Source organism: Rhodopseudomonas julia, from assembly GCF_030813515.1.
GTDB lineage: Bacteria > Pseudomonadota > Alphaproteobacteria > Rhizobiales > Afifellaceae > Afifella > Afifella julia.
Genome location: NZ_JAUSUK010000001.1, coordinates 934,216 through 954,024, shown reverse-complemented (window position 1 = coordinate 954,024; position 19,809 = coordinate 934,216). Strand labels below are relative to the sequence as shown.

Below are 19,809 nucleotides of genomic sequence, written 5' to 3'. Positions count from 1 at the left end.
CAGTCGCGGCTGGGCGGGGCAGAAATCGTTTTCGCGGGAAAGGGAAGAGCTCGCCGGGGGCGGGCACAAAGCCCGGGAATCCGCGGCTGCGGGCGGGACGAGACGGATGGCGATTTGGTTAATGGAAATCGCGCGTTTTCACTTTAATGCCGCCGTCGAATCTGAGGTCGGGAATGAAGATGTCGCGGCCGCGCATGCCCATGGCCTTCACTTCGCGGGAATCCGGCCCGCCGCCGGATTTCGCCTGATCGGCGCGGCTGCGCTGGAAGGGGAAGGGCGCCTCGCGCTCGCCGACCTTTTTCAAGAGGTCGGAAAGATCGATGAGCTGGTCGGCGATGATATGGGTGACCTCGCCCTCGCGCTGCAGGCGACCGCGGCAGGCGATCATGCCGGCCGACAGGACGATGCGCCGCTGTCGTTCGAAGAGCTTCGGCCAGATGATGAGATTGGCATGGCCGGTCTCGTCTTCGATGGTGATGAACATGACGCCCTTGGCGCTGCCCGGGCGCTGACGCACCAGGACGAGGCCGGCGATGGTCACGAAGCGTCCCTCTCTGAGATCGGCGAGATCGGCCGTCGGCACGATGCGCCGGCGTGTGAGATCCTCCCGGAGGAAGGCGACCGGGTGACGGCGCAGGCTCAATCCCGTGGCGGCATAATCTTCGACCACTTCGCGGCCGGGCTTCATCGCCTGCAAGGCGATTGCGGGCTCGTTGCCCTCCGGCCGGATCTTCTCCTCGCGCGCATCGGCGGCGGCAAAGAGCGGCAGCGGGCTGTCGGCCAGAGCGCGGATCTCCCAGAGCGCCTGGCGTCGGGAGAGGCCGATGGATGAAAAGGCGTCGGCTTCGGCAAGCCGCTCCAGCGCCGCCACCGGCAATCCGGCCCGCCGCCAGATCTCTTCCAGGCTCTGATAGGGACGATGGCGGGCGGCGAGAAGTGCTGCACCGTCCTTGTTGGCCAATCCCTTGGCAAGCCGCAGCCCGAGGCGCACGGCAAAGCGGCCCTCCTGGCCTTCGAGCGGCTCGAGCGTGGAATCCCAGCGGCTGTCGTTGACTGAGACGGGCCGCACCTCGACACCATGCGCGCGCGCATCGCGCACGAGCTGGGCGGGGGCGTAAAAGCCCATCGGCTGGCTGTTCAGGATCGCCACCAGGAAGACGTCGGGGTGGTGGCATTTCACCCAGGAGCTCGCATAGGCGAGAAGTGCGAAGGACGCGGCGTGGCTTTCGGGAAAGCCGTAAGAGCCGAAGCCTTCGATCATCTTGAAGGCGCGCTCGGTGAAGTCCGGGTCGTAGCCGCGCGCGCACATGCCGGTGATGAATTTGTCGCGAAAGGCGCTGACCCCGCCGGTGAATTTGAAGGTGGCCATGGAGCGGCGGAGCTGATCGGCCTCAGAGGGTGTGAAGCCGGCGCAATGGACGGCAAGCGACATCGCCTGTTCCTGGAAGAGCGGCACGCCGAGGGTCTTGCCGAGAACGCGTTGAAATTCCGGCGTCGGATAGGAGGGTGTCTCCTTGCCCTCGCGGCGGCGCAGATAAGGATGCACCATCTCGCCCTGGATCGGGCCCGGGCGGACGATGGCGATCTGGATGGTGAGATCGTAGAGGTTTTTCGCCTTGAGGCGCGGCGACATCGCCATCTGGGCGCGGCTTTCGATCTGAAAGACGCCCATCGTGTCGGCATGGCCGATCATTTCGTAGACTTCGCGTTTCTCAGATGGAACGGTGGCGATGTTGAGATCGCGCCCGCAATGGTCCTTCAGAAGATCGAAGGCGCGGCGCAGGCAGCCGAGCATGCCGAGCCCCAGAACATCGACCTTCATGAAGCCTAGAATGTCGATGTCGTCCTTGTCCCATTCGACGATCTGACGGTCGGCCATCGCCGCGGGCTCGATCGGAACGAGCGTGTCGAGCCGATCTTCGGTCAAGACGAAGCCGCCCGGATGCTGCGACAGATGCCGGGGAAAGCCGATCAGCGCCTTGGCGAGCTTCAAGGTGAGCTGGAGCCGGTAATCGCTGCCATTGAGATTGAGATCGGCGACATGGCGCTCTTCGACGCCTTCCTTGCTCCAGCCCCAGATCTGCGAGGAAAGGGCGGCGGTCACGTCTTCGGTGAGGCCGAGCGCCTTGCCGACCTCGCGCACCGCACCCTTGGAGCGGTAGCGGATGACGGTGGCGCAGAGGGCGGAACGGTGCCGCCCATAGGTTTCGTAGATCCACTGGATCACCTCCTCGCGCCGCTCATGCTCGAAATCGACGTCGATATCGGGCGGCTCGCCGCGGTCGCGCGACACGAAGCGCTCAAACAGGAGGTCGTTGCGCTCCGGATCGATGGAGGTGATGCCGAGCGCAAAGCAGACGGCGGAATTGGCCGCACTGCCGCGCCCCTGGCAGAGGATGCCCTTGGAACGGGCGAAGCGCACGATGGAATGGACAGTGAGAAAATAAGGCGCGTAGTTGAGCTCCGCGACGAGATTAAGTTCATGGGTGATCTGAGCCGCGACCTTTTCCGGCACGCCGTCCGGAAAGCGCCATTGCGCCCCCTCCCAGGTGAGTTTGGTAAGCGCCTCCTGCGGCGTGAGGCCGGGGATCGAGACCTCCGCCGGATACTGATATTTGAGCTCGTCGAGCGAGAAGCGGCAGGCGGCGGCGATCTCCAGGCTTCTTGAGAGTGCCTGCGGGTAGGCGGAGAAAAGCCGCGCCATCTCTTCCGGCGGCTTCAGATGGCGTTCCGCGAAGGGCTCGCGGCGAAAACCGAGCTCGTCGATGGTGACGCCTTCGCGGATAGAGGTGACGACATCCTGCAGGATGCGCCGTTCCGGCTCGTGATAGAGGACGTCATTGGTGGCGACCGGCGCGACTTTGGCCCGCTCCGCCATGGCGACGAGCGCGGCAAGACGCGCCGCATCGTTGGGCCGGCGGCGCAAGGTGAGGGCGAGTGAGGCATCGGCGCCGAAGATTTCCTTGAGCCAGGCGAGCCGGGCGGCGAGTTCCGCATCCGCCATGTCTGGAATGAGCGTCGCCATCTGGCCTTCGCCGAAGGCCGTCACTTCCTCCGCCGTGACCACGCAGGCGCCCTTGCCGGCGCGTTTCTTGCCGAGGCTGAGGAGCTGGCAGAGCCTGGCGTAAGCCGCCCGGTCGCGCGGATAGAGAAGAAGGGGCATGCCGCAGGCGAGATCGAGCCGACAGCCGACGACGAGGCGCACGCCCGTCGTCTTCGCGGCCTGGTGGGCGCGCACCAGGCCGGCGAGCGAGCCGCGATCGGTGAGGGCCAGCGCCGGCAGGCCGAGACGTGCCGCCTCGGCGAACAATTCCTCCGGATGCGAGGCGCCGCGCAGGAAGGAGAAGTTCGAGGTCGCCTGCAATTCGGCGTAAGGGGCTGCACTCATGCGAAGAAGCCGTGCAGATACCAGCGCTGGGGGCGGCCGCCCGCTTCCTCGCGAAACAGCCAGAAGCGCTGGCCGGCCTCGTCCTCGACCTGGAAATAATCGCGGGCGAGCGCGATTTCGCCGGAGGCCCGCCACCATTCGCCGAAAATCCGCTCCGGACCGTCGGCGCGGCAGATGCGGTGGCGCCGCCCCTGCCAGATGAAGAGGGCCGGCGGATAATCGGGTAAAAGCGCGATGACTTCGACGGGCATCGGATCGGCCAGAAGTCGCGCCGGCCGCGGCCAGGCGCGCACCCAATTCTCCGGCCGCGGCGTCTCCACTTTGGGTTTCGGGGCAAGGGCCGCCACCCGGCGCACAGAGCGTTCCGGCCAGTCGCTTTCGACGGGCGCCGTGCGGTAGATGCGGCCCGCGCCGAGCCGGTTGGCGAGCCGGTCGACGAGGGTGGAAAGATCGGGCTCCTTCGGCCGGCCGCAAAGCTCGGAGGCGATCTGCTCGGGCAGGAGCGGGCGCGTGAAAGGGGCGGCGAGAAGGACTTTCTCCACGCCGAGGCCGCAATCGAGGCCCGTAAGCTTTTCGCAGATGAGGCGCGCCATATGCTCTGGTGCACGATTGGGTTTGGCCATGCGCACCGAGACGATGCTGGTGCTGCGATCGAGCCGGGTGACGTGCAGGTCGAGCCGCCTTGCCCCGTGCTGGCGCGCCTCCAGGGCGGCAGCGAGATCCTGGCAGAGACGTTCCACCGCCTGGGCGAGCCCCTCCGCCGTGATGACCGGTTCCACGAAGGAAAGTGTCGTGGAGACGAGCTCGGGCGGGATGAGGGGGACGAGCGGCTCGCGCGACAGGCCGAGCGCCTGGTCGAGGCGCAGGAACACGTCATGGCCGAAGCGGCGGGTGATCGGTGCACGCTTGACGCCGATGAGGTCGCCGATGCGCTCAAAGCCGAGTCGTCGCAAGGCCTGCGTCGTCTCCGGCGAAAGGCGCAGGGCCTCCACCGGCAAGGGAGCGAGCGCGCGCGTGAGGCTCTGCGTTTCGGCGATGCGGGTGCAGTCGGGCGCGGCAAAGCGGGCGAGCGCATGCGCAGCGCCGACGCTTCCGGTAAGCGCCAGCCTTGCCGTCAGGCCACGGCGGGCGAGGCGGGCGGCGAGATCGGCGAGGAGGTTGTCCTCGCCTTCGTCCAGATTGCGGCTCTGCCCCGCTGTCCTTGCCGCAAAAAGATGCGTGCAGCCGGTGACATCGAGAAAGAGCCCGTCCGGCGGGGCGGGCATCACGACGGGGCTGTAGCGGGCAAGACACCAGGCAGCGAGTTTTGCAAGGCCATGGGCGTCGGCCCTGGGTGCGTAATCGCGCAAGGTGAGGCCCGGCAGGAGCAGCTGCGCCTGCGTCGCCGCCATGCCGGGCTTCAGCCCATGCGCCAAGGCTTTCGCATCGACGGCGGCGATGAGGCGCTGGGCGCCGATGCGCGTCGTCAAGGCGAGAGGCGTCTCAGGCGGCAGATCGGTCGAGGTGAGGCGCATCCGCTCCGTCGCGAAGAAGGGCAGACACACCGAGACGACCCGTGCCATCGCAGGCCTCCGTGATGAAGCTGGCCGGGTCCGCACCCCGGCAGCGCATGAGATCGACACGCCAGCGCCCGCGCCCGATGCCGGCGACAGGATTGGCGGCAGAAGACGAGGGCATCAGCGGCAGCGAGGGGGCGGAACGGATCCGCCAGCGTGTCGCGGCGGCCGTCGGCTCCGCCCCCGTCTGGCGATGCGGCCGCAGGAGCGTGAAGGCCGTCACGCCTTCGCTTTCGGCGGCAAGCTGCAGGCGCCGCGATGCGGTGAGGCCGAGCCGCGCCACCTCGCCGACGACGGCGGCAAGTCCCGGATGGTGCAGACCCTCTTCCATGGCGGCGAGCACGTCGCGCTCATGCCAGGTTTCGGCATAGATCACCCGGTCCGGATCGAGGCCAGCGGCCGCAAGGCTCGGCGTGAAGAGATCGCGGGCCTTGAGGCACCACAGAACGGGGCCGGAGAGGCGGGCGAGAAGGCCGGCCAGAAACAGGGTGGCGGCGGCGATGTCTTCTGCGCCGCCATTCCCGCCAGCATTTTCGATCCCGGTTTTGTTTGTTCCGTCAGGGTCTTGGCGGTCGATCGGGGCGGCGGACCCGCCCCAGATCTCGTGCAGGGCGCCAAGCCGCAATCCCCCCTCCGGCAGATGCGCATCGATCGCCTCCGCCTCGAAGGCGAGCGCCGGCGCATCCGGGCGAGCCCCGGCCTCCAGGGCGCCCACTTCGCGGCGCAGCTCCTTGAGAACGGCCGCGCGCCAGCCTTTGTCGTGTTGTGCTCCGACCATAGCGATGGGATCATGTTCCTATTTTGTTCACATGGATTCCCGAGATGGCGAAGAGAGTCAAGCCGTGCTGTGAAGATGCGGGGGAGAGGTCGCGAGACAGTATAATTTCCCATCCGTCCAAGCCCGCGGGAAAGCTGCTCAAAAGCTCAGATGACGAGAATGTGAAGCTGGCTATGAACTATTCCATTAGTCGGACGTTCCCGAAAGCGACGGTAGAGAAAAGCGCCGGCGAATTGCCGAAACGCTTCTGAAGTCTTTGATTTCTTAAATCCGTAATTGGTCAGAAGGTGGAATAACATATCGATATGGCTGCCGACGAAAAAGAAGAGGAGCGCCTGCGCGTGCTCCGCGAGCTCAATCTTTTGGATACGGCGCCGAGCGAAAACTTCGATCGCATCACCCGCCTTGCCGCGGAATTTTTCGAGACGCCGATTTCGGCGGTTTCTCTCACCGACGTCGATCGGCAATGGTTCAAATCGCGGGTCGGTTGCGGCCCTCAAATTCCTCGCGAGCATGCCCCTTGCGCCGAGGTGACGCGCTCGGGTGAGATGCTCGTCGTCTCCGATATCAGCAAGGATCCGCGCTTCAATCAGAGTGTGCTCGTGGAGAATGGCGTGCGCTTTTATGCCGGCGCCCCGCTCATGACCGAAGATGGGTTTACGCTCGGCTCCATGTGTATCCTCGACACGGTTCCCCGCGAGATCGCGGAGGGTGACCGGAAGGTGCTGCGCGACCTCGCGGCCATGGTCATGACGCAGATCGAGCTGCAGCATGCTTTCGGCCGCATCGATCCGGTGAGCGGCCTGCCCAATCGTCAGCAATTCACTGAGAATCTGGAGGACATGGAGCGCGATTTCGCCGGCGAGCGGCGTCTGGCGATCCTTCTCGATCTCGCGCCGCCCAACCAGATCGTTCAGGCCCTGCGGGTTCTCGGGCCGACTTATCTCGACGATCTGATGCGTCTGTCCGTCGATGCCGTGCGCAATCTGAAGGCCGATGGGCATACGGTCTATCATGTGGGCGCAGCTCAGCTTATCGCCGTGATCGACGACGCCGACGAAGAAAGGGTCGAGAGCGAGCTCATCAAGCGGCTCAACATCCTTGCCGATTTCAGTCGTGGCAAGGGTGCGGCCAGCCTGAGCCACATGGCCTGCGGCATCGCCCCCTTTATCCTCGGCAAGGCCAAGGCCCCCGACGTTCTGCGCGCCGCCCATCATGCCGCTCAAGATGCCCGCGAGAGCGACCGGGTCGTCGGTATTTATTCGGCCGCGACCGACGAAGAGCACAAGCGCCGCTATGCCCTGATCGCCGCTTTGCGCGAGCTTCTGGAGATGGGTGGCGACGGGCAGCTGTCGCTCGTCTACCAGCCGCGCATCGATCTGAAGACCGGCCGTTGTTACGGCGCCGAGGCGCTGCTGCGCTGGGAGCATCCCGAATACGGGCCGGTATCCCCGGCCGAATTCATTCCGTTGGCCGAGCAGACGGATCTCATGCGTCCGCTCACCTCCTGGGTGAAGCGCCAGGCCATCGCCCAGCTGCGCGCCTGGCGTGACGAGGGCTACGATCTGCGCGTGTCCATCAACGTTTCCGCCGCCAATCTGGAAGAGGAGGAGTTTGGTCTTCGCCTTGCAGGCGTGCTCGCCGAGAACGGCGTGCCGTCCTCGTGCCTGGAGATCGAGTTCACCGAAAGCACCTTCATCTCCAACCGCCGCCGCGTGGTGAAGAACTTGACCGACATCCGCGAGCTCGGCGTCGTCTGCGCCATCGACGATTTCGGTACCGGTTATTCGACCTTCTCCTATCTGCATGATTTTCCGGCCGACATCATCAAGATCGACCAGACGTTCATTCGCGACCTGGAGCCGGGAAGCCGGGGCTCAACCCTGGTGCAAAGTCTCATTCATATGGCCAACGCCCTCGGCTACCGGGTGGTGGCGGAAGGCGTGGAGACGCAGGAGGTCGCCGATTTCCTGATCGAGGCGGGCTGCCATGAAGGTCAGGGCTATCTTTTCGCCCGCCCGTTGCCGCCGGAGGCTTTCGCCGATTGGCTCAAGGGGCACGCGGCGGAGCGGCTGGAGGGATGTGCCGCCTGAGGGCTGCACAGATGCCTCGGGCGTCCTGGTCGGGTTGTCGCATCAGAACCGCCCGTCAGAAGTGTGCCTCTTTAAAACCGCATCGAAAAGCTGCCGTTGAAATCGTGGCTGTGGCCTTTGCCGGCGAACTCGCCGTCATAGGAAAACGACAGCATCGTCATTTCGGCGATCGCGACGGAGAGGGACGCGCCGAGAAGCGCCGCGTCGGCGGCAACCGGCGAGGCTTGCGTGGAAAAGCTCGGACCGCCCGCCGCGAAGCGGAGCGTCGAGGCGGGGGAAAGGTCGCCCTCCGCATGGCGCCAGCCGACATGTCCGGCAACAAGGGCGAGCCGACCGCCGGGAAGCGTGAAGAGGCTCGATGCGCGCAGGCCGAGCGTGGAGAAGAGGAGGTTCTGGCTTTCGAAATCTCCGGCAAGCCCTGCTATCTGCCCCGTCTCCGAGATATCCGCGCCCTCGACATGCATGAAGGCGAGGCCGGCAAAAGGCTCGATGGCAAGGGCGGCGAGCGAGGTTTCGTAGCTCAGCTCGCCGAAGACCTGGCCTGTCCGGTTCCAGTAATCGGCGCGCTCGCGTTCGGCGAATTCGCCGATGACGACGTCGCGCTTCGTCTCGATATGGTTGAAGCTATAGGCGGCTCCGCCCGTCAGGCCGAAAGCGCCGATGTGGCGGCCGCCGTAAAGGGCCGCGCCATAGCTGTCGACGACGGCGTCCGCGCCATCGCGTCCGTCGAGGGAGGCGCGCCCGAGGACGACGGCGGTGCCGAGGCGCCAGGCCGAGCCGACCATATTGTCGAGGCCGGCGACGAACCCGCCTTCCTTGATCGAATAACCCGGCCTTCCGGTCTCTGCGGAAAAAGCCCCCCAGCTGCCAAAGGCCCTGGCCCAAATGTTGCGCTGGGTCGCGTCCGGCTCATGGCCGGTCTTTTGGCCGGCGGCATAGGAGAGCGCCTCGATGGCCGGGGGCTCCAGAAGATCGTCGCCCGTATAGGCAAGCGGTGAAAACCGCGAGGGTGGATCATCACGCAACGTCGTCCGCAGGCGCTCTCCGACGGCATCGCGCAGGAAACGGCCCTGCTGCACGACGGCGCGGCGCGCCTCGCCATGCACCTGTCCGGACAGAGCGGTGTAGGCGCCGGCCGCAACCACGGTATCCGGCGAAAGCAGGAGGGCGTCGTAGAGCGCATTGCCGGCGCCGAGGCTTTCGGCCGCCGCGGCGACGGCTCGCTGATCGGCGCTGATGGCGGCATCCTGAAAGGCGAGCCCATTGCGCGTGACGGCAAGCGACAGGGCACCGCTTTCGTAATCGAGAGCGAGATCGAGAAAGAGCCGGCTCGTCGCAAGGAGAGTGTCGAAGCGGCCGGTGACGCCCTCGCTCGCCGTCAGGAGCGTGTAATGTCCGGGCCCGCGCGTGCCGGTCAAAGCGAGGCTGCCGCCCTCGATCACGGCCTTGCCGGTGACATCGACGCGGTCGCTCGATCCGTCAGTGCCGAGTTCGGCCGAATAGGTCGAGCCGGAGGAGAGGGTGAGATCGCCGTCGACCGACAAGGTGCCGATCCCGAAAGCACCTGGCGAGAGCGTGCCGCCCGCGCCGATACGGGTCGTGCCGACGCTGCCGGTGCCGCCGAGAAGACCGTTGTCGCCGACCTGAAGCGCGCCGGCGAGGGCCGCATCGCTGCCGCTCTCGGCGCCCACGAGCAGGCGCGCGTTGCGGATCTCTGTCGTGCCGGTGAAATCGGAGGAATCCCCGGTCAGGATCGTCGTGCCGGAGAGGACTTTGACCGCGCCATTGCCGGTAAGAGCCGTGTCGAGCCTGTAATCTGGATCGGAATGGTTGAGGAGGAGCGTGCCGGTGCCCTCCCCGAAAGCGATCGTTTTGGCTCCGAGACGGCCGGCGGAGACCGGGGTGTCTTCGGCGCCGACAATCACCGTGCCGGTGGAGCCTTTCTGGCGGGCGACGACGACATTTGCGGCCGTGACCCGGCCGCCGCCGGAGACGTGCAGTGTGCCGGTGCCGTCATCTCCAACGGTGATCGTGTCGGAAGAGGCGAGGTGGGAGCCGTTGCCGGTGACGCTGGCGGCCCCGGATGCGCCGGCGGCCCTACCGAGCACGATCTCCTGGCCTGCGGCGTGTCCGCCGCGCGATACGGCGAGGTTGCCGGATCCCGCCTCGCCGATGGTGATGTCGCTTGAACTTACGAGGTCTGAGCCGTTGCCCTCGATCGTCGTCGTGCCGGACGAGCCGGCCTTTCTGCCGATGACGATGCGGATGGCGCTGGCTTCGCCGCCCGCCGCGATTTTGGCGTCGCCGCTGCCGCCGTCACCGATGACGAGGTCCTGGCCGGCCTCGAGCGAGGAGCCCGCGCCCGTGATACGGACGGCGCCCTCGCTGCCCGTTTCTGCCCCGACGATCGTTTCGGCCGCAGTGACGCTTGCGCCGCTGTCGATGGCGAGAAGGCCGGAGCCGCGCGTGCCGATGGAAATTCCGTCGATCACCGTCCAGGACGAGCCGGAGCCTTCGAGGCTGGCGGTCCCGGTTGCGCCCTGCGCCGCGCCGAGTGCGGCGCTGTCGCTTGTGACCGAACCGCCGGCGGTGACGTCGAGGGTGCCCCTGCCGCCTGTCGATCCCGCGCCGCCTGCCGATCGCGCGTCAGCGTTGCCGCCGATCGCAAGCGCCTTCGTCGTCCAAGACGAGCCTTCGCCGGAAACCGTGACGTAGCCGTCTGAGCCGGCTTCGGCGCCGAGCGTGCTGTCGCCGCTCGTGAGCGTTCCGCCGGCCGCGACCTCGATGTCGCCCGCGCCTTTGCCGCCGACAGTGAGAGCGCCCGTCGTCCAGCGGCTGTCCGATCCGTTGATCACGACTTTGCCGTCAGCGCCGGCCTCCGCCCCAACCATACCTGAGCCCGAGGCGACCGATGCGGAGCCCGAGACGGAGAGAAGCCCCGAGCCGCGTGTGCCGACGGCAATGCCATCGATGACGGTCCAGGACGAGCCGCGCCCGTCGAGTCTGACGTGGCCAGTTCCGCCGGCCTGGTCGCCGATCGTGCCTGAAGCGCTTGCGACCTCGCCGCCTGCGACGATGTCGAGGCGACCGGACCCGGCGCCACCGACGGTGAGGCTGTGCGCGACGGTCCAGGTGGCGCGATTGCCGGAGACGATCGCGACGCCTTCAGAGCCGGCGAAATCGCCGAGAAGGGCGCTGTCGGCTGTGAGCCGGCCGGAAGAAAGCTCAAGCTCGCCGATGCCGGCTTTGCCGACGATGAGGGCTGTGGCGACCGTGGCGAGAGACTGGCCGGTGATGATGAGTTTTCCGCCGCCGCCAGACGCTTCGCCGAGCGAGAGCGAGGAGGTGACGAGAGAGGCGCCGCCTTCGACGCTGAGTGTGCCCTGGCCCTCGTCGCCGACGACAAGGGTCCCGGCATTCTGCCAGCTGGCGCGGTCGCCGATGACGGTGGCATGGCCCTCCGCTCCGCTTGCTGCGCCGATGGTGGCGGTTTGCGTCGCAAGACGGCTCAGAATCCGGATCGTGCCGCTGGCCGAAGCGCCGACGGCGAGCGACCCAGCCTCTGCATCCTCACCTTCGAGACGCACGGCGGGCGCGGCATCGATGACGGCCGCATCGTCGCGGGAGGGCGTGCCGGAGGTCCAGTTTCGGGGATCGAGCCAGGTGTCGCTTGCTGTCGCCTGCCAGGCGGTGTCGCCGGCAAGGCCCGGCGAGGGGAATCCAAAACCTGCGGCCAGAAGGCCGACTCCCACGCCCGAAAATGCAGAACGCAACAAACTGATACGCATTTGCCGCTCTTGTGCCACGCATTGGTTACCAATCCGCTCTCGGCCGGAGAGAATTTTGTGCGACGCCCTCTTGCGTCCGATGCATTTAGATATATCTAAGTCGACGACATATCGAAATGCATCGGAGAATGACATGCGTCATCATCACAACCATCCGGGCGCGGAGCGCGGACATCATCGTTTCGGCGGCGGTCGCCGTCACCGGCACGATGCATGCGGCGATCCGGGCCGCGCGTATTTTGAGGACGAGACTTTCGAACGGGACATGTGCGACGACGAGGCCAAAGGCTGCGACGGTTTCGGGCCTGAGCGCAGGGCGAGAGGAGCTGGCCGCGGCGATGCCCGCAGGCCGGACGATCGCCAAGACTTCGGCGATTGGGAGGCTGAAGGCGGGCGGCATGGTCGCCATGGTCATCCCTTCGGGCACGAGTTTGGACGCGGCGGCCATGGGCATGGGCATGGCCATGACGGTCCCCATGGCGGGCCTCGTGATGCGCTTCATGGAGCGCCCCGGGGCGGTCCCCGCGGCGGTTTTGGTGGCGGCCCGCGGGGTGGTCTCCGTGGCGGCTTTGGAGGCGGCTTTGGCGGCGACCCCCGGGGTGGTCCGGATGGCGGCTTCGGCGGCGGGCATGGAAGCCATGGCGGCAGACGCGGGCGCGGCGGACGCATCTTCGACCAGGGCGATCTGCGCCTCGTCATCCTGACGCTGATCCGCGACGAGCCGCGCCACGGCTACGACCTCATCAAGGCGATCGAGGAAAAGCTCGCCGGCGCCTATGTGCCGAGCCCGGGCGTCATCTATCCGAACCTCAACATGCTGGAGGAGATGGGGCATGCCTCGATCGAGGAGCGCGACGGCCGCAAGCTCTATGCGATCACCGACGAAGGGCGCACCTATCTCGAGGCGCATGAGACGCTGGTGAACGCGATCTTCGCGCGCATGGAAAAAGTGGCCGCGGCACAACCCTCGCGCTCCGCGCCGGAGGTGCTGCGGGCTTTCGAGAACCTCAAAATGGCGCTGTCGCTCCGCCGCGAGCGGGGTGCGCTGTCGAAGGAGGAAGCCCAGGCGATCGCCGCAATTCTCGACGAAGCGGCACGCGCCGTCGAGCAAAGCTGATCCTGCGGGGCAGCCATGCCGCAGCGGCATGGCTGCCCCGCCTTTCCTCTTGCCGCCAAATGGTGCAAGGGCGAGCTTCCCCCCATCCCAGAGGTCTCCCTTGCTCCCCTGGCTCAAGCTCGATACGGCGCCGTTGCCGGCAGGCGGCGAAATGCGTCTCATGCAGCGCGGCGGCGACTTCGCCATCATGGTCGGCCGCGCCGAACTGATGAACTCTCGCCAGAGCGGCTCCGAAGAGGCGCTGGCGCATCTCGCCTGTGCGCGCATTTCCAACCGCAAGCGCCCGCATATTCTGATCGGCGGTCTCGGCATGGGGTTTACCCTGCGTGCAGCACTTGCCGATCTTCCGCCGGAGGCGCGCGTCACCGTTGCAGAACTCGTGCCGGCCGTGGTCGCCTGGGCCGGCGGGCCGCTGGCGGAGCTTTACGGCACGAGCCTTTCCGATCCGCGCGTCACCATCGTGGAGGAGGATGTCGCTCGGCTGATCGCCGATGCGAACGGCACCTATGATGCGATCCTGCTCGATGTCGACAATGGGCCGGACGGTCTCGTCGCGGAAGACAACGAGACGCTCTATGCCTGGCGCGGGCTCGGGGCGGCACGCCGGGCGCTGACGGCCGGAGGCGTGCTCGCGATCTGGTCGGCCGCCCCCGATCGCGCCTTTGCCGACAGGCTGCGCCAGTCGGGTTTTGCCGTTGCCGAACAGAAGGTGCGGGCCCGCTCCAACGGCGCCGGCGCCCGCCATGTCATCTGGCTTGCGACGCGCAGTTCCGGCGATCAGGCGGCGCAACCGGCGCCGCGGCGGCGGACACGACGCTGAACGCCTGACACCCGTGTCTCCTGACGCCCGCGTCGCCTGGGGCGGGCGACGGACGGCTGAGAATCCGCTATGGCGGGGGAATGCACCCCGTCCTTTTGCCGTATCAGCCCCTCTGACCCGATTATGACGACCGACCTTGCCCTCGTTCTGGCGCTTCTCGGCGCCGCGATCGTGATGTTCGTCGCCAACCGCCCGCGCATGGATGCGGTGGCCGTGATCATGATGGTGGCGCTTCCCTTCACGGGCGTGCTCACCGTTTCTGAGGCGCTGTCGGGCCTGTCCGATCCCAATGTCGTGTTGATCGCGGCGCTCTTCATCATCGGCGAGGGCCTGGTGCGCACCGGCATCGCCCAAAGGCTCGGCGAGCGCATCGTGGCACGCGCCGGCGGCAATGAGGCCCGCCTCATCGTCTTGTTGATGGTGACGGTGGCGCTGGTCGGTTCGGTGATGAGCTCGACCGGCGTCGTGGCGCTCTTCATCCCGGTCGTCTTGCGCGTCGCCCGTTCTGCCGACCTCGCGCCCGGACGTCTGATGATGCCCTTGAGCGTCGCCGGTCTCATCAGCGGCATGATGACCCTCGTGGCGACGCCGCCGAACCTCATCGTCCATTCGGAGCTGTTGCGGCAGGGCTACGAAGGCTTCGGCTTCTTCGCCATCACGCCCTTCGGCGTGCCGCTTCTCGTTCTCGCGATCGTCTACATGCTTTTTGCCCGCCGTCTCCTGCCCGGCAAGGCGAAGAAGGCGGGTGGGGCCGTGCGCCCGCATCTCTCCGACTGGGTCGAGGAATACGGGCTTGCCGAGCGCGAGGGGCGGTTGCGCATCGAGCCGGGCTCGTCGCTCATCGGCCACCGCCTGAAGGATCTCAACCTGCGCTCCACCTCGGGCGTCAACGTCATCGCGATCGAGCGCGGTCGCGGCTTTGCCCGCCATCTCATCCGCCCGCTGGCGCAGACGCAGCTGCACGAAGGCGACATTCTCTTTCTCGATGTCTTTGTGCCGACGATCGACATCGCCGATATCTGCCAGCGTTTCGGTCTCGCCCGGCTGCCCCTCTCCGGCGCCTATTTCACCGATCGCTCGCAGGAAATCGGCATGGCGGAAATGATGGTGCCGGTGGAATCGAGCCTGATCGGTCGCACCGTCGTGGAGGCGCGCTTCCGCTCCGAGACCGACCTTGCCGTCGTCGGCCTGAAGCGTGGGCGCAAGGCGGTGACGACCTCGATCCTCGACGAGCCCCTGAAGCTCGGCGACACGCTTCTCGTCTTCGGGCCGTGGCGGGCGATCCGAGCGTTGCAGGCGGAGGCAAGCGACACAATCGTCCTCAATCTGCCGGCCGAACTCGATGACGCGCTGCCGGCGCCGGGGCGCGCGCCCTATGCGCTCGCAGCCCTTGCGCTTCTCGTCGGGCTGATGGTGTCAGGCGTGGTGCCGAACGTGCAGGCGGCGTTGATCGCCTGCCTCGTCATGGGGCTTTTCGGCTGTGTCGATATGACGAGCGCCTACCGCTCGATCCATTGGCAGAGCCTCGTCCTCATCGTCGGCATGCTGCCTTTTTCGCTCGCCTTGCAGAAGACGGGGGGCGTCGATCTCGCTGCCGATGCGCTTTTGTCGGTCGTCGGCGAGGCGGGGCCGCGCGCCGTTCTCGTCGGCATCTTCATCGTGACGGCGGCGTTTTCGCTGTTCATTTCCAACACCGCGACGGCGGTTCTGATGGCGCCGGTCGCCGTGGCCGTCGCCGCCGAGCTTCATGCCTCGCCCTATCCCTTTGCGATGACGGTGGCGCTTGCGGCCTCGTCCGCCTTCATGACGCCGGTCTCTTCGCCGGTGAACACGCTCGTCATCGGTCCGGGTGACTACACCTTCATGGATTTCGTGCGTGTCGGCGTGCCCTTTGCGGCCATCTCGCTCGTCGCCACGGTGACGCTCGTTCCCTGGCTTTTGCCGTTCTGAGAGAGATCAGCTCGCCGAAGCGAGATTTTGGCTGACGAGCCTGAGCGGAGGGACCGTGTTCGACACAGGCCCGACGGCGATGCGATTGCGCCCGCCGCGCTTTGCCTCGTAGAGGCGTTCATCGGCGAGACGGTAGAGGTGGTTGAAGGTGCCGCCGGCCGAGATGCTCGCACCGCCGATGCTGACGGTGAGCTGGTGCGGGCATTCCTGCGGAGAAAAAGAAGCGGTTTCCACCTTGCGGCGGATGCGTTCGGCGATTTCGCTGGGATCGACCGTGCCGGGCAGAAAGACGCCGAATTCTTCGCCGCCGAGCCGGCCCACAAGGTCGTCAATGCGCATGCTGGAGCGGATCGCCGCCGCGATGACGCACAAGGCCTCGTCCCCGCATTGATGGCCGAAGCGGTCGTTGATGCTCTTGAAGCGGTCGGCGTCGATCACGAGAAGGGTCCCCGGCCGCTTGCACGCCAGGTCGCCCTTCGTTTCGTCAGGAACATCGCCGCCATGCAGCCAGTCGTCGACGAGGGTAGAGAAGGCGCGCCGCGTGAGACAGCCGGTGAGCCCGTCGAGCGAGGCGATGGTGTTGAGGCGATGATTGGTCTTGGCGAGCTGGCGAAGTTTCAGCGACAGATAGAAGAAGGACGGGGTGGCGAGGATGGACGCCACGACGGCGGAGCTGAACAACGCGCGCGTCAGCGCCGGCTCACCGAGATCGCGAAACAGCACGAAATTGAAGGCCACGGCGAAAACGACGCAGAAAAGCGTGCCGAGCGTCGTCCAGCGCAGGATCTGCATACGTCCCCGCGGAGAAACTTCTGAAAGCATGGGTGCGCCGAACCTTCCGTTCCGCCGCGGAAACTAGTCCCTATTCCTGAACAGGTCTTTGGCGAGATCGCAAAATTTGTAACTGTTTGCTGGCGCAACTCGCAACTTGTGGCAGCGGACGGCGAAATGCGCGGGGATTGGATGGGCGCGACATATCGCCAGTCAGGCTTTGACCAGCCATGCGGCCGACGCCACTTCAAGGATGACGCGGTGCGTGACCGTGTTCTTGCGTTCTCGCGCCCGCAGAAAACCTCCTGAAACGGAAGCGCCGGAAGACTGGTGGGCTGGAGGATGCGATGGCGTTGGGTAGCCGAGGCGAGGGATCGGACAAGGCGGCTCTGAGGCCTGATCGAGCTGCGGAGGCGCGAGCCGATGTCGCCGTCCATGCGGCTCCGCTCGAGACGGTGTTCGACGCGCTTGGCGCAAGCCGAGACGGGCTGAGTGCGGCGGAGGCGGCCGACCGGCTTGCCCGCTTCGGGGAAAACCGCCTGCCCGTCGCGAAGCCGCGCGGACCGCTTCTGCGTTTCCTCGCCCAGTTCAACAACCTTCTGATTTTCGTTCTCCTGGCGGCGGCGGTGGTGACCGCGCTTCTGGCGGAATGGATCGACATGTCCTTGATCCTCGCCGTCGTCGTCATCAACGCCGTCGTCGGCTTCATCCAGGAGGGACGGGCGGAAAAGGCGCTCGAGGCGATCCGCGGCATGGTGAGCCCGCATGCTTCCGTCCTGCGCGACGGGCGGCGCCTCACCGTGCCGGTCGAAGAGCTGGTGCCCGGCGATGTCGTGCTTCTGGAGGCGGGCGACCGTGTGCCCGCCGATCTCCGGCTCTTTCGCGCCCGCGGGCTTCGGATCGAGGAGGCGGCGTTTACCGGCGAATCCGTGCCCGCCGACAAGGCGCCGGGCGAGGTTCCGGCGGATGCGTCGATCGGCGACCGCACCTCGATGGCGTTTTTCGGCACGCTTGCCGTCAACGGCCAGGGCGCGGGCGTGGTCGTCGCCACCGGCGAGGCGACGGAGCTCGGCCATATCACGCAGCTTCTGTCCTCGGTGGAACAGCTGACGACGCCACTTCTGCGCCAGATGGACATTTTTGCGCGCCAGCTCACCTTCGTCATTCTGGGCGCTGCGATACTCGTCTTCCTGTGGGGAATTTTCCTCACCGGATATCCCTGGGAAGAGGCCTTCATGGCGGTGATCGGGCTTGCGGTGGCCGCGATCCCGGAAGGCCTGCCAGCGGTGATGACGATCACGCTCGCCATCGGCGTGGAACGTATGGCGCGCCGCAACGCCATCATCCGCCGCCTGCCGGCGATCGAGACGCTGGGCTCCGTCTCCGTCATCTGCTCCGATAAGACCGGCACCCTGACGCGCAACGAGATGATCGTCTCCTCCGCGATCCTGGCCGATGGCGAGATCGAGATCGTGGGTTCGGGCTATGCCCCGGAAGGAGAGCCCATCAGAAACGGCGAGCCGGTCGACACGGAGGCGCATTTCGCGCTCGGGCTTCTCGCCCGCGCCGCGCTTCTCTGCAACGATGCGAGCCTGCGCCAGACGGAGGACGGCTGGGTCGTTGAGGGCGACCCGATGGAGGGGGCGCTCGTCACCTTTGCCGCGCGTGCCGGCTGGCACTGGGAGACGACGCGCGGCGCCTTTGAGCGGCGCGACGAGCTGCCCTTCGATTCCACCACCCAGTTCATGGCGACGCTGCACCAGGAGGATGACGCCCGCATCGTCTATGTGAAGGGCGCGCCCGAATGCGTGCTTCAGATGTGCGACCGCCAGGTCGACGCGGACGGCGAAGTGCCGCTCGACCGGGCGAAATGGCAAAGCCATGTGGAGATGCTGGCGGCGGACGGGCGCCGGGTTCTCGCATTCGCGGCCAAAGTGGTGGGCGACAGCGTCGACGTGTTGGCGCCGGCCGATGTGGAAGAAGGGCTGAGCCTCATCGGGCTCGTCGGGCTCATCGATCCGCCGCGCGAGGAGGCCCGCGAGGCCGTCGCCGATTGCAAGCGCGCCGGCATCGCCGTGAAGATGATCACCGGCGACCATGCCGCGACCGCCGGTGCGATCGGTCGCAGGCTCGGCTTGAGCGGCGACGTCGCCGTCTTGACCGGACCCGAGCTCGATCAGATCGGCGAGGCGGACTTTCCCGCCCGGATCGCCGCGACCGACGTGTTCGCGCGCGCAAGCCCCGCCCACAAGCTGCGCATCGTGGAGGCGCTGCAGGCGCAAGGCGCGGTCGTCGCCATGACCGGCGACGGGGTGAACGACGCGCCGGCCCTGAAGCGGGCCGATGTCGGTGTCGCGATGGGGAAAAAGGGCACGGAGGCCGCCAAGGAGGCGGCCGACATGGTGCTCGCCGATGACAATTTCGTCTCGATCGTCGCCGCCGTGCGCGAGGGGCGCACCGTCTACGACAATCTGAAAAAGGTCGTCGCCTGGACGCTGCCGACGAATGGCGGCGAGGCGGCGGCGATCATTGGCGCCATGCTGTTCGGCCTGACGCTGCCGGTGACGCCCGCCCAGATCATCTGGATCAACATGGTGACGGCCGTCACCCTCGGGCTGACGCTCGCCTTCGAGCCGACGGAGCCCGGCACCATGGCAAGGCCGCCGCGAAAGCCGGACGAGCCGCTCGTCTCGCCCTTCCTGTTGTGGCGGATCGTCTTCGTCTCGGGGCTCTTCGTCGTTGGGCTGTTCGGCATGTTCAATCTCGCGCTCTGGCGCGGCGAGAGCGTGGAGACGGCGCGCACCATCGTCGTCAACACCATGGTGGTGATGGAAATCGCCTATCTCTTTTCCATCCGCTATATCGGCGGCCCCTCGCTCACCTGGCGCGGCCTGATGGGCACGCGCGCCGTCTTGATCGGCGTGGCGATCCAGGTCGCGGCGCAGCTTCTCTTCACCTACGCCCCGCCGGCGCAGTTCATTTTCGCAAGCCGCCCGCTTTCGGTGGCTGAAGGTGCGATGATCCTCGGGGTGGGTGTGGTGCTGTTTGCGGTGTTGGAGGTGGAGAAGGGGGTGATGCGGAGGTGGAGGGGGTGAGGGGAGCGAAATCTAGCGACTGACTGGTGGATCGCCGCGGCTTTGTGGGAGTGAGATATTTCTCTCAACGCCGGGATCGCTTGACGGCGCGTTCTCTCCCCGTGCCGTACCCGAGCCATCCGCGTGTCGCTTTCCGGCAAGCTTGCAGAGAGCGTCTCGGGCATGGGGGCGGCGGTGTCTGCGCGGGCGGCGTTTTGGTCCGGTTGAGCCTGTCTTGAGTCTTCAGGACGGGGTTGTTCTGGCCGCTGTCATCGTCGTTTTGCTGGACATCGCAAAAATCCGCGAAATCTAGGTTCCTGGTCGACACGCCTGCGCGGCGTGCGAGCGAGCCGCCGAGCGACGACTTGGGGCGAAGGCTGGGCTGAAAAGCCGGCCGGAGACCTCGGGGCGGGGTGAAGGCGGGGGGCCGTGATCGTGGTCAACGTGATCGCGCTGAACGTGAGCGTGGCGACG

The 19,809-nt window shown here is 66.6% G+C and carries 10 protein-coding genes; 5 read left to right on the top strand and 5 right to left on the bottom strand.

Features of this window, described 5'->3' with window-relative positions; genetic code table 11:
* Window positions 1-118: 118 nt before the first annotated feature.
* The 3 genes from J2R99_RS04430 to J2R99_RS04420 are packed head-to-tail and all read right to left on the bottom strand — an operon-like array spanning window position 119 to window position 5,722.
* Window positions 119-3,388, bottom strand: coding sequence for an error-prone DNA polymerase (locus J2R99_RS04430; protein WP_307153269.1), 3,270 nt, complete (start codon window positions 3,386-3,388; stop codon window positions 119-121).
* Window positions 3,385-4,950, bottom strand: a complete 1,566-nt coding sequence (locus J2R99_RS04425) for a DUF6504 family protein (RefSeq protein WP_307153268.1) — start codon at window positions 4,948-4,950, stop codon at window positions 3,385-3,387. Before J2R99_RS04425 ends, J2R99_RS04430 begins: the two co-directional genes overlap by 4 nt.
* Window positions 4,871-5,722: an ImuA family protein gene (locus J2R99_RS04420; protein WP_307153267.1), complete on the bottom strand. Its 852-nt coding sequence runs from the start codon at window positions 5,720-5,722 to the stop codon at window positions 4,871-4,873. The genes J2R99_RS04425 and J2R99_RS04420 overlap by 80 nt, the downstream gene beginning before the upstream one ends.
* A gap of 305 nt (window positions 5,723-6,027) precedes the next feature.
* Between J2R99_RS04420 and J2R99_RS04415 the strand changes: the two genes are divergently transcribed.
* A complete protein-coding gene (locus J2R99_RS04415; protein ID WP_307153266.1) occupies window positions 6,028-7,815 on the top strand; it encodes a sensor domain-containing phosphodiesterase in 1,788 nt (595 codons plus the stop codon).
* 71 nt (window positions 7,816-7,886) lie between these two features.
* Here the strand turns inward: J2R99_RS04415 and J2R99_RS04410 are convergent, their stop codons facing one another.
* Window positions 7,887-11,603: an autotransporter domain-containing protein gene (locus tag J2R99_RS04410; RefSeq protein ID WP_307153265.1), complete on the bottom strand. Its 3,717-nt coding sequence runs from the start codon at window positions 11,601-11,603 to the stop codon at window positions 7,887-7,889.
* A 133-nt stretch (window positions 11,604-11,736) separates the two neighbouring features.
* Here J2R99_RS04410 and J2R99_RS04405 point away from each other — a divergent pair, with 133 nt between their 5' ends.
* From J2R99_RS04405 to J2R99_RS04395, 3 genes are all read left to right on the top strand, one after another.
* Window positions 11,737-12,720, top strand: a complete 984-nt coding sequence (locus J2R99_RS04405; protein WP_307153264.1) for a PadR family transcriptional regulator — start codon at window positions 11,737-11,739, stop codon at window positions 12,718-12,720.
* 100 nt (window positions 12,721-12,820) lie between these two features.
* Window positions 12,821-13,540, top strand: coding sequence for a spermidine synthase (locus J2R99_RS04400; protein WP_307153263.1), 720 nt, complete (start codon window positions 12,821-12,823; stop codon window positions 13,538-13,540).
* A gap of 123 nt (window positions 13,541-13,663) precedes the next feature.
* Entirely contained in the window at window positions 13,664-15,490 is a 1,827-nt protein-coding gene (locus J2R99_RS04395) for an SLC13 family permease (RefSeq protein ID WP_307153262.1), read from the top strand.
* Between the two features lie 6 nt (window positions 15,491-15,496).
* Here J2R99_RS04395 and J2R99_RS04390 read toward each other — a convergent pair whose 3' ends face one another.
* Entirely contained in the window at window positions 15,497-16,312 is an 816-nt protein-coding gene (locus J2R99_RS04390; RefSeq protein WP_307153261.1) for a GGDEF domain-containing protein, read from the bottom strand.
* A 296-nt stretch (window positions 16,313-16,608) separates the two neighbouring features.
* On the opposite strand from J2R99_RS04390, the gene J2R99_RS04385 reads away from it, so the two are divergent.
* Window positions 16,609-19,356 (top strand): cation-transporting P-type ATPase, encoded by a 2,748-nt coding sequence (locus tag J2R99_RS04385; RefSeq protein WP_307153259.1) that lies wholly within the window; start codon window positions 16,609-16,611, stop codon window positions 19,354-19,356.
* The last annotated feature ends 453 nt before the right edge of the window (window positions 19,357-19,809 follow it).

Excerpts from the sequence above, each read along its gene's own strand:
- J2R99_RS04430 (WP_307153269.1), bottom strand. The coding sequence starts at position 3,388 with ATGAGTGCAGCCCCTTACGCCGAATTGCAGGCGACCTCGAACTTCTCC.
- J2R99_RS04425 (WP_307153268.1), bottom strand. The coding sequence starts at position 4,950 with ATGGCACGGGTCGTCTCGGTGTGTCTGCCCTTCTTCGCGACGGAGCGG.
- J2R99_RS04420 (WP_307153267.1), bottom strand. The coding sequence starts at position 5,722 with ATGGTCGGAGCACAACACGACAAAGGCTGGCGCGCGGCCGTTCTCAAG.
- J2R99_RS04415 (WP_307153266.1), top strand. The coding sequence starts at position 6,028 with ATGGCTGCCGACGAAAAAGAAGAGGAGCGCCTGCGCGTGCTCCGCGAG.
- J2R99_RS04410 (WP_307153265.1), bottom strand. The coding sequence starts at position 11,603 with ATGCGTATCAGTTTGTTGCGTTCTGCATTTTCGGGCGTGGGAGTCGGC.
- J2R99_RS04405 (WP_307153264.1), top strand. The coding sequence starts at position 11,737 with ATGCGTCATCATCACAACCATCCGGGCGCGGAGCGCGGACATCATCGT.
- J2R99_RS04395 (WP_307153262.1), top strand. The coding sequence starts at position 13,664 with ATGACGACCGACCTTGCCCTCGTTCTGGCGCTTCTCGGCGCCGCGATC.
- J2R99_RS04390 (WP_307153261.1), bottom strand. The coding sequence starts at position 16,312 with ATGCTTTCAGAAGTTTCTCCGCGGGGACGTATGCAGATCCTGCGCTGG.
- J2R99_RS04385 (WP_307153259.1), top strand. The coding sequence starts at position 16,609 with ATGGCGTTGGGTAGCCGAGGCGAGGGATCGGACAAGGCGGCTCTGAGG.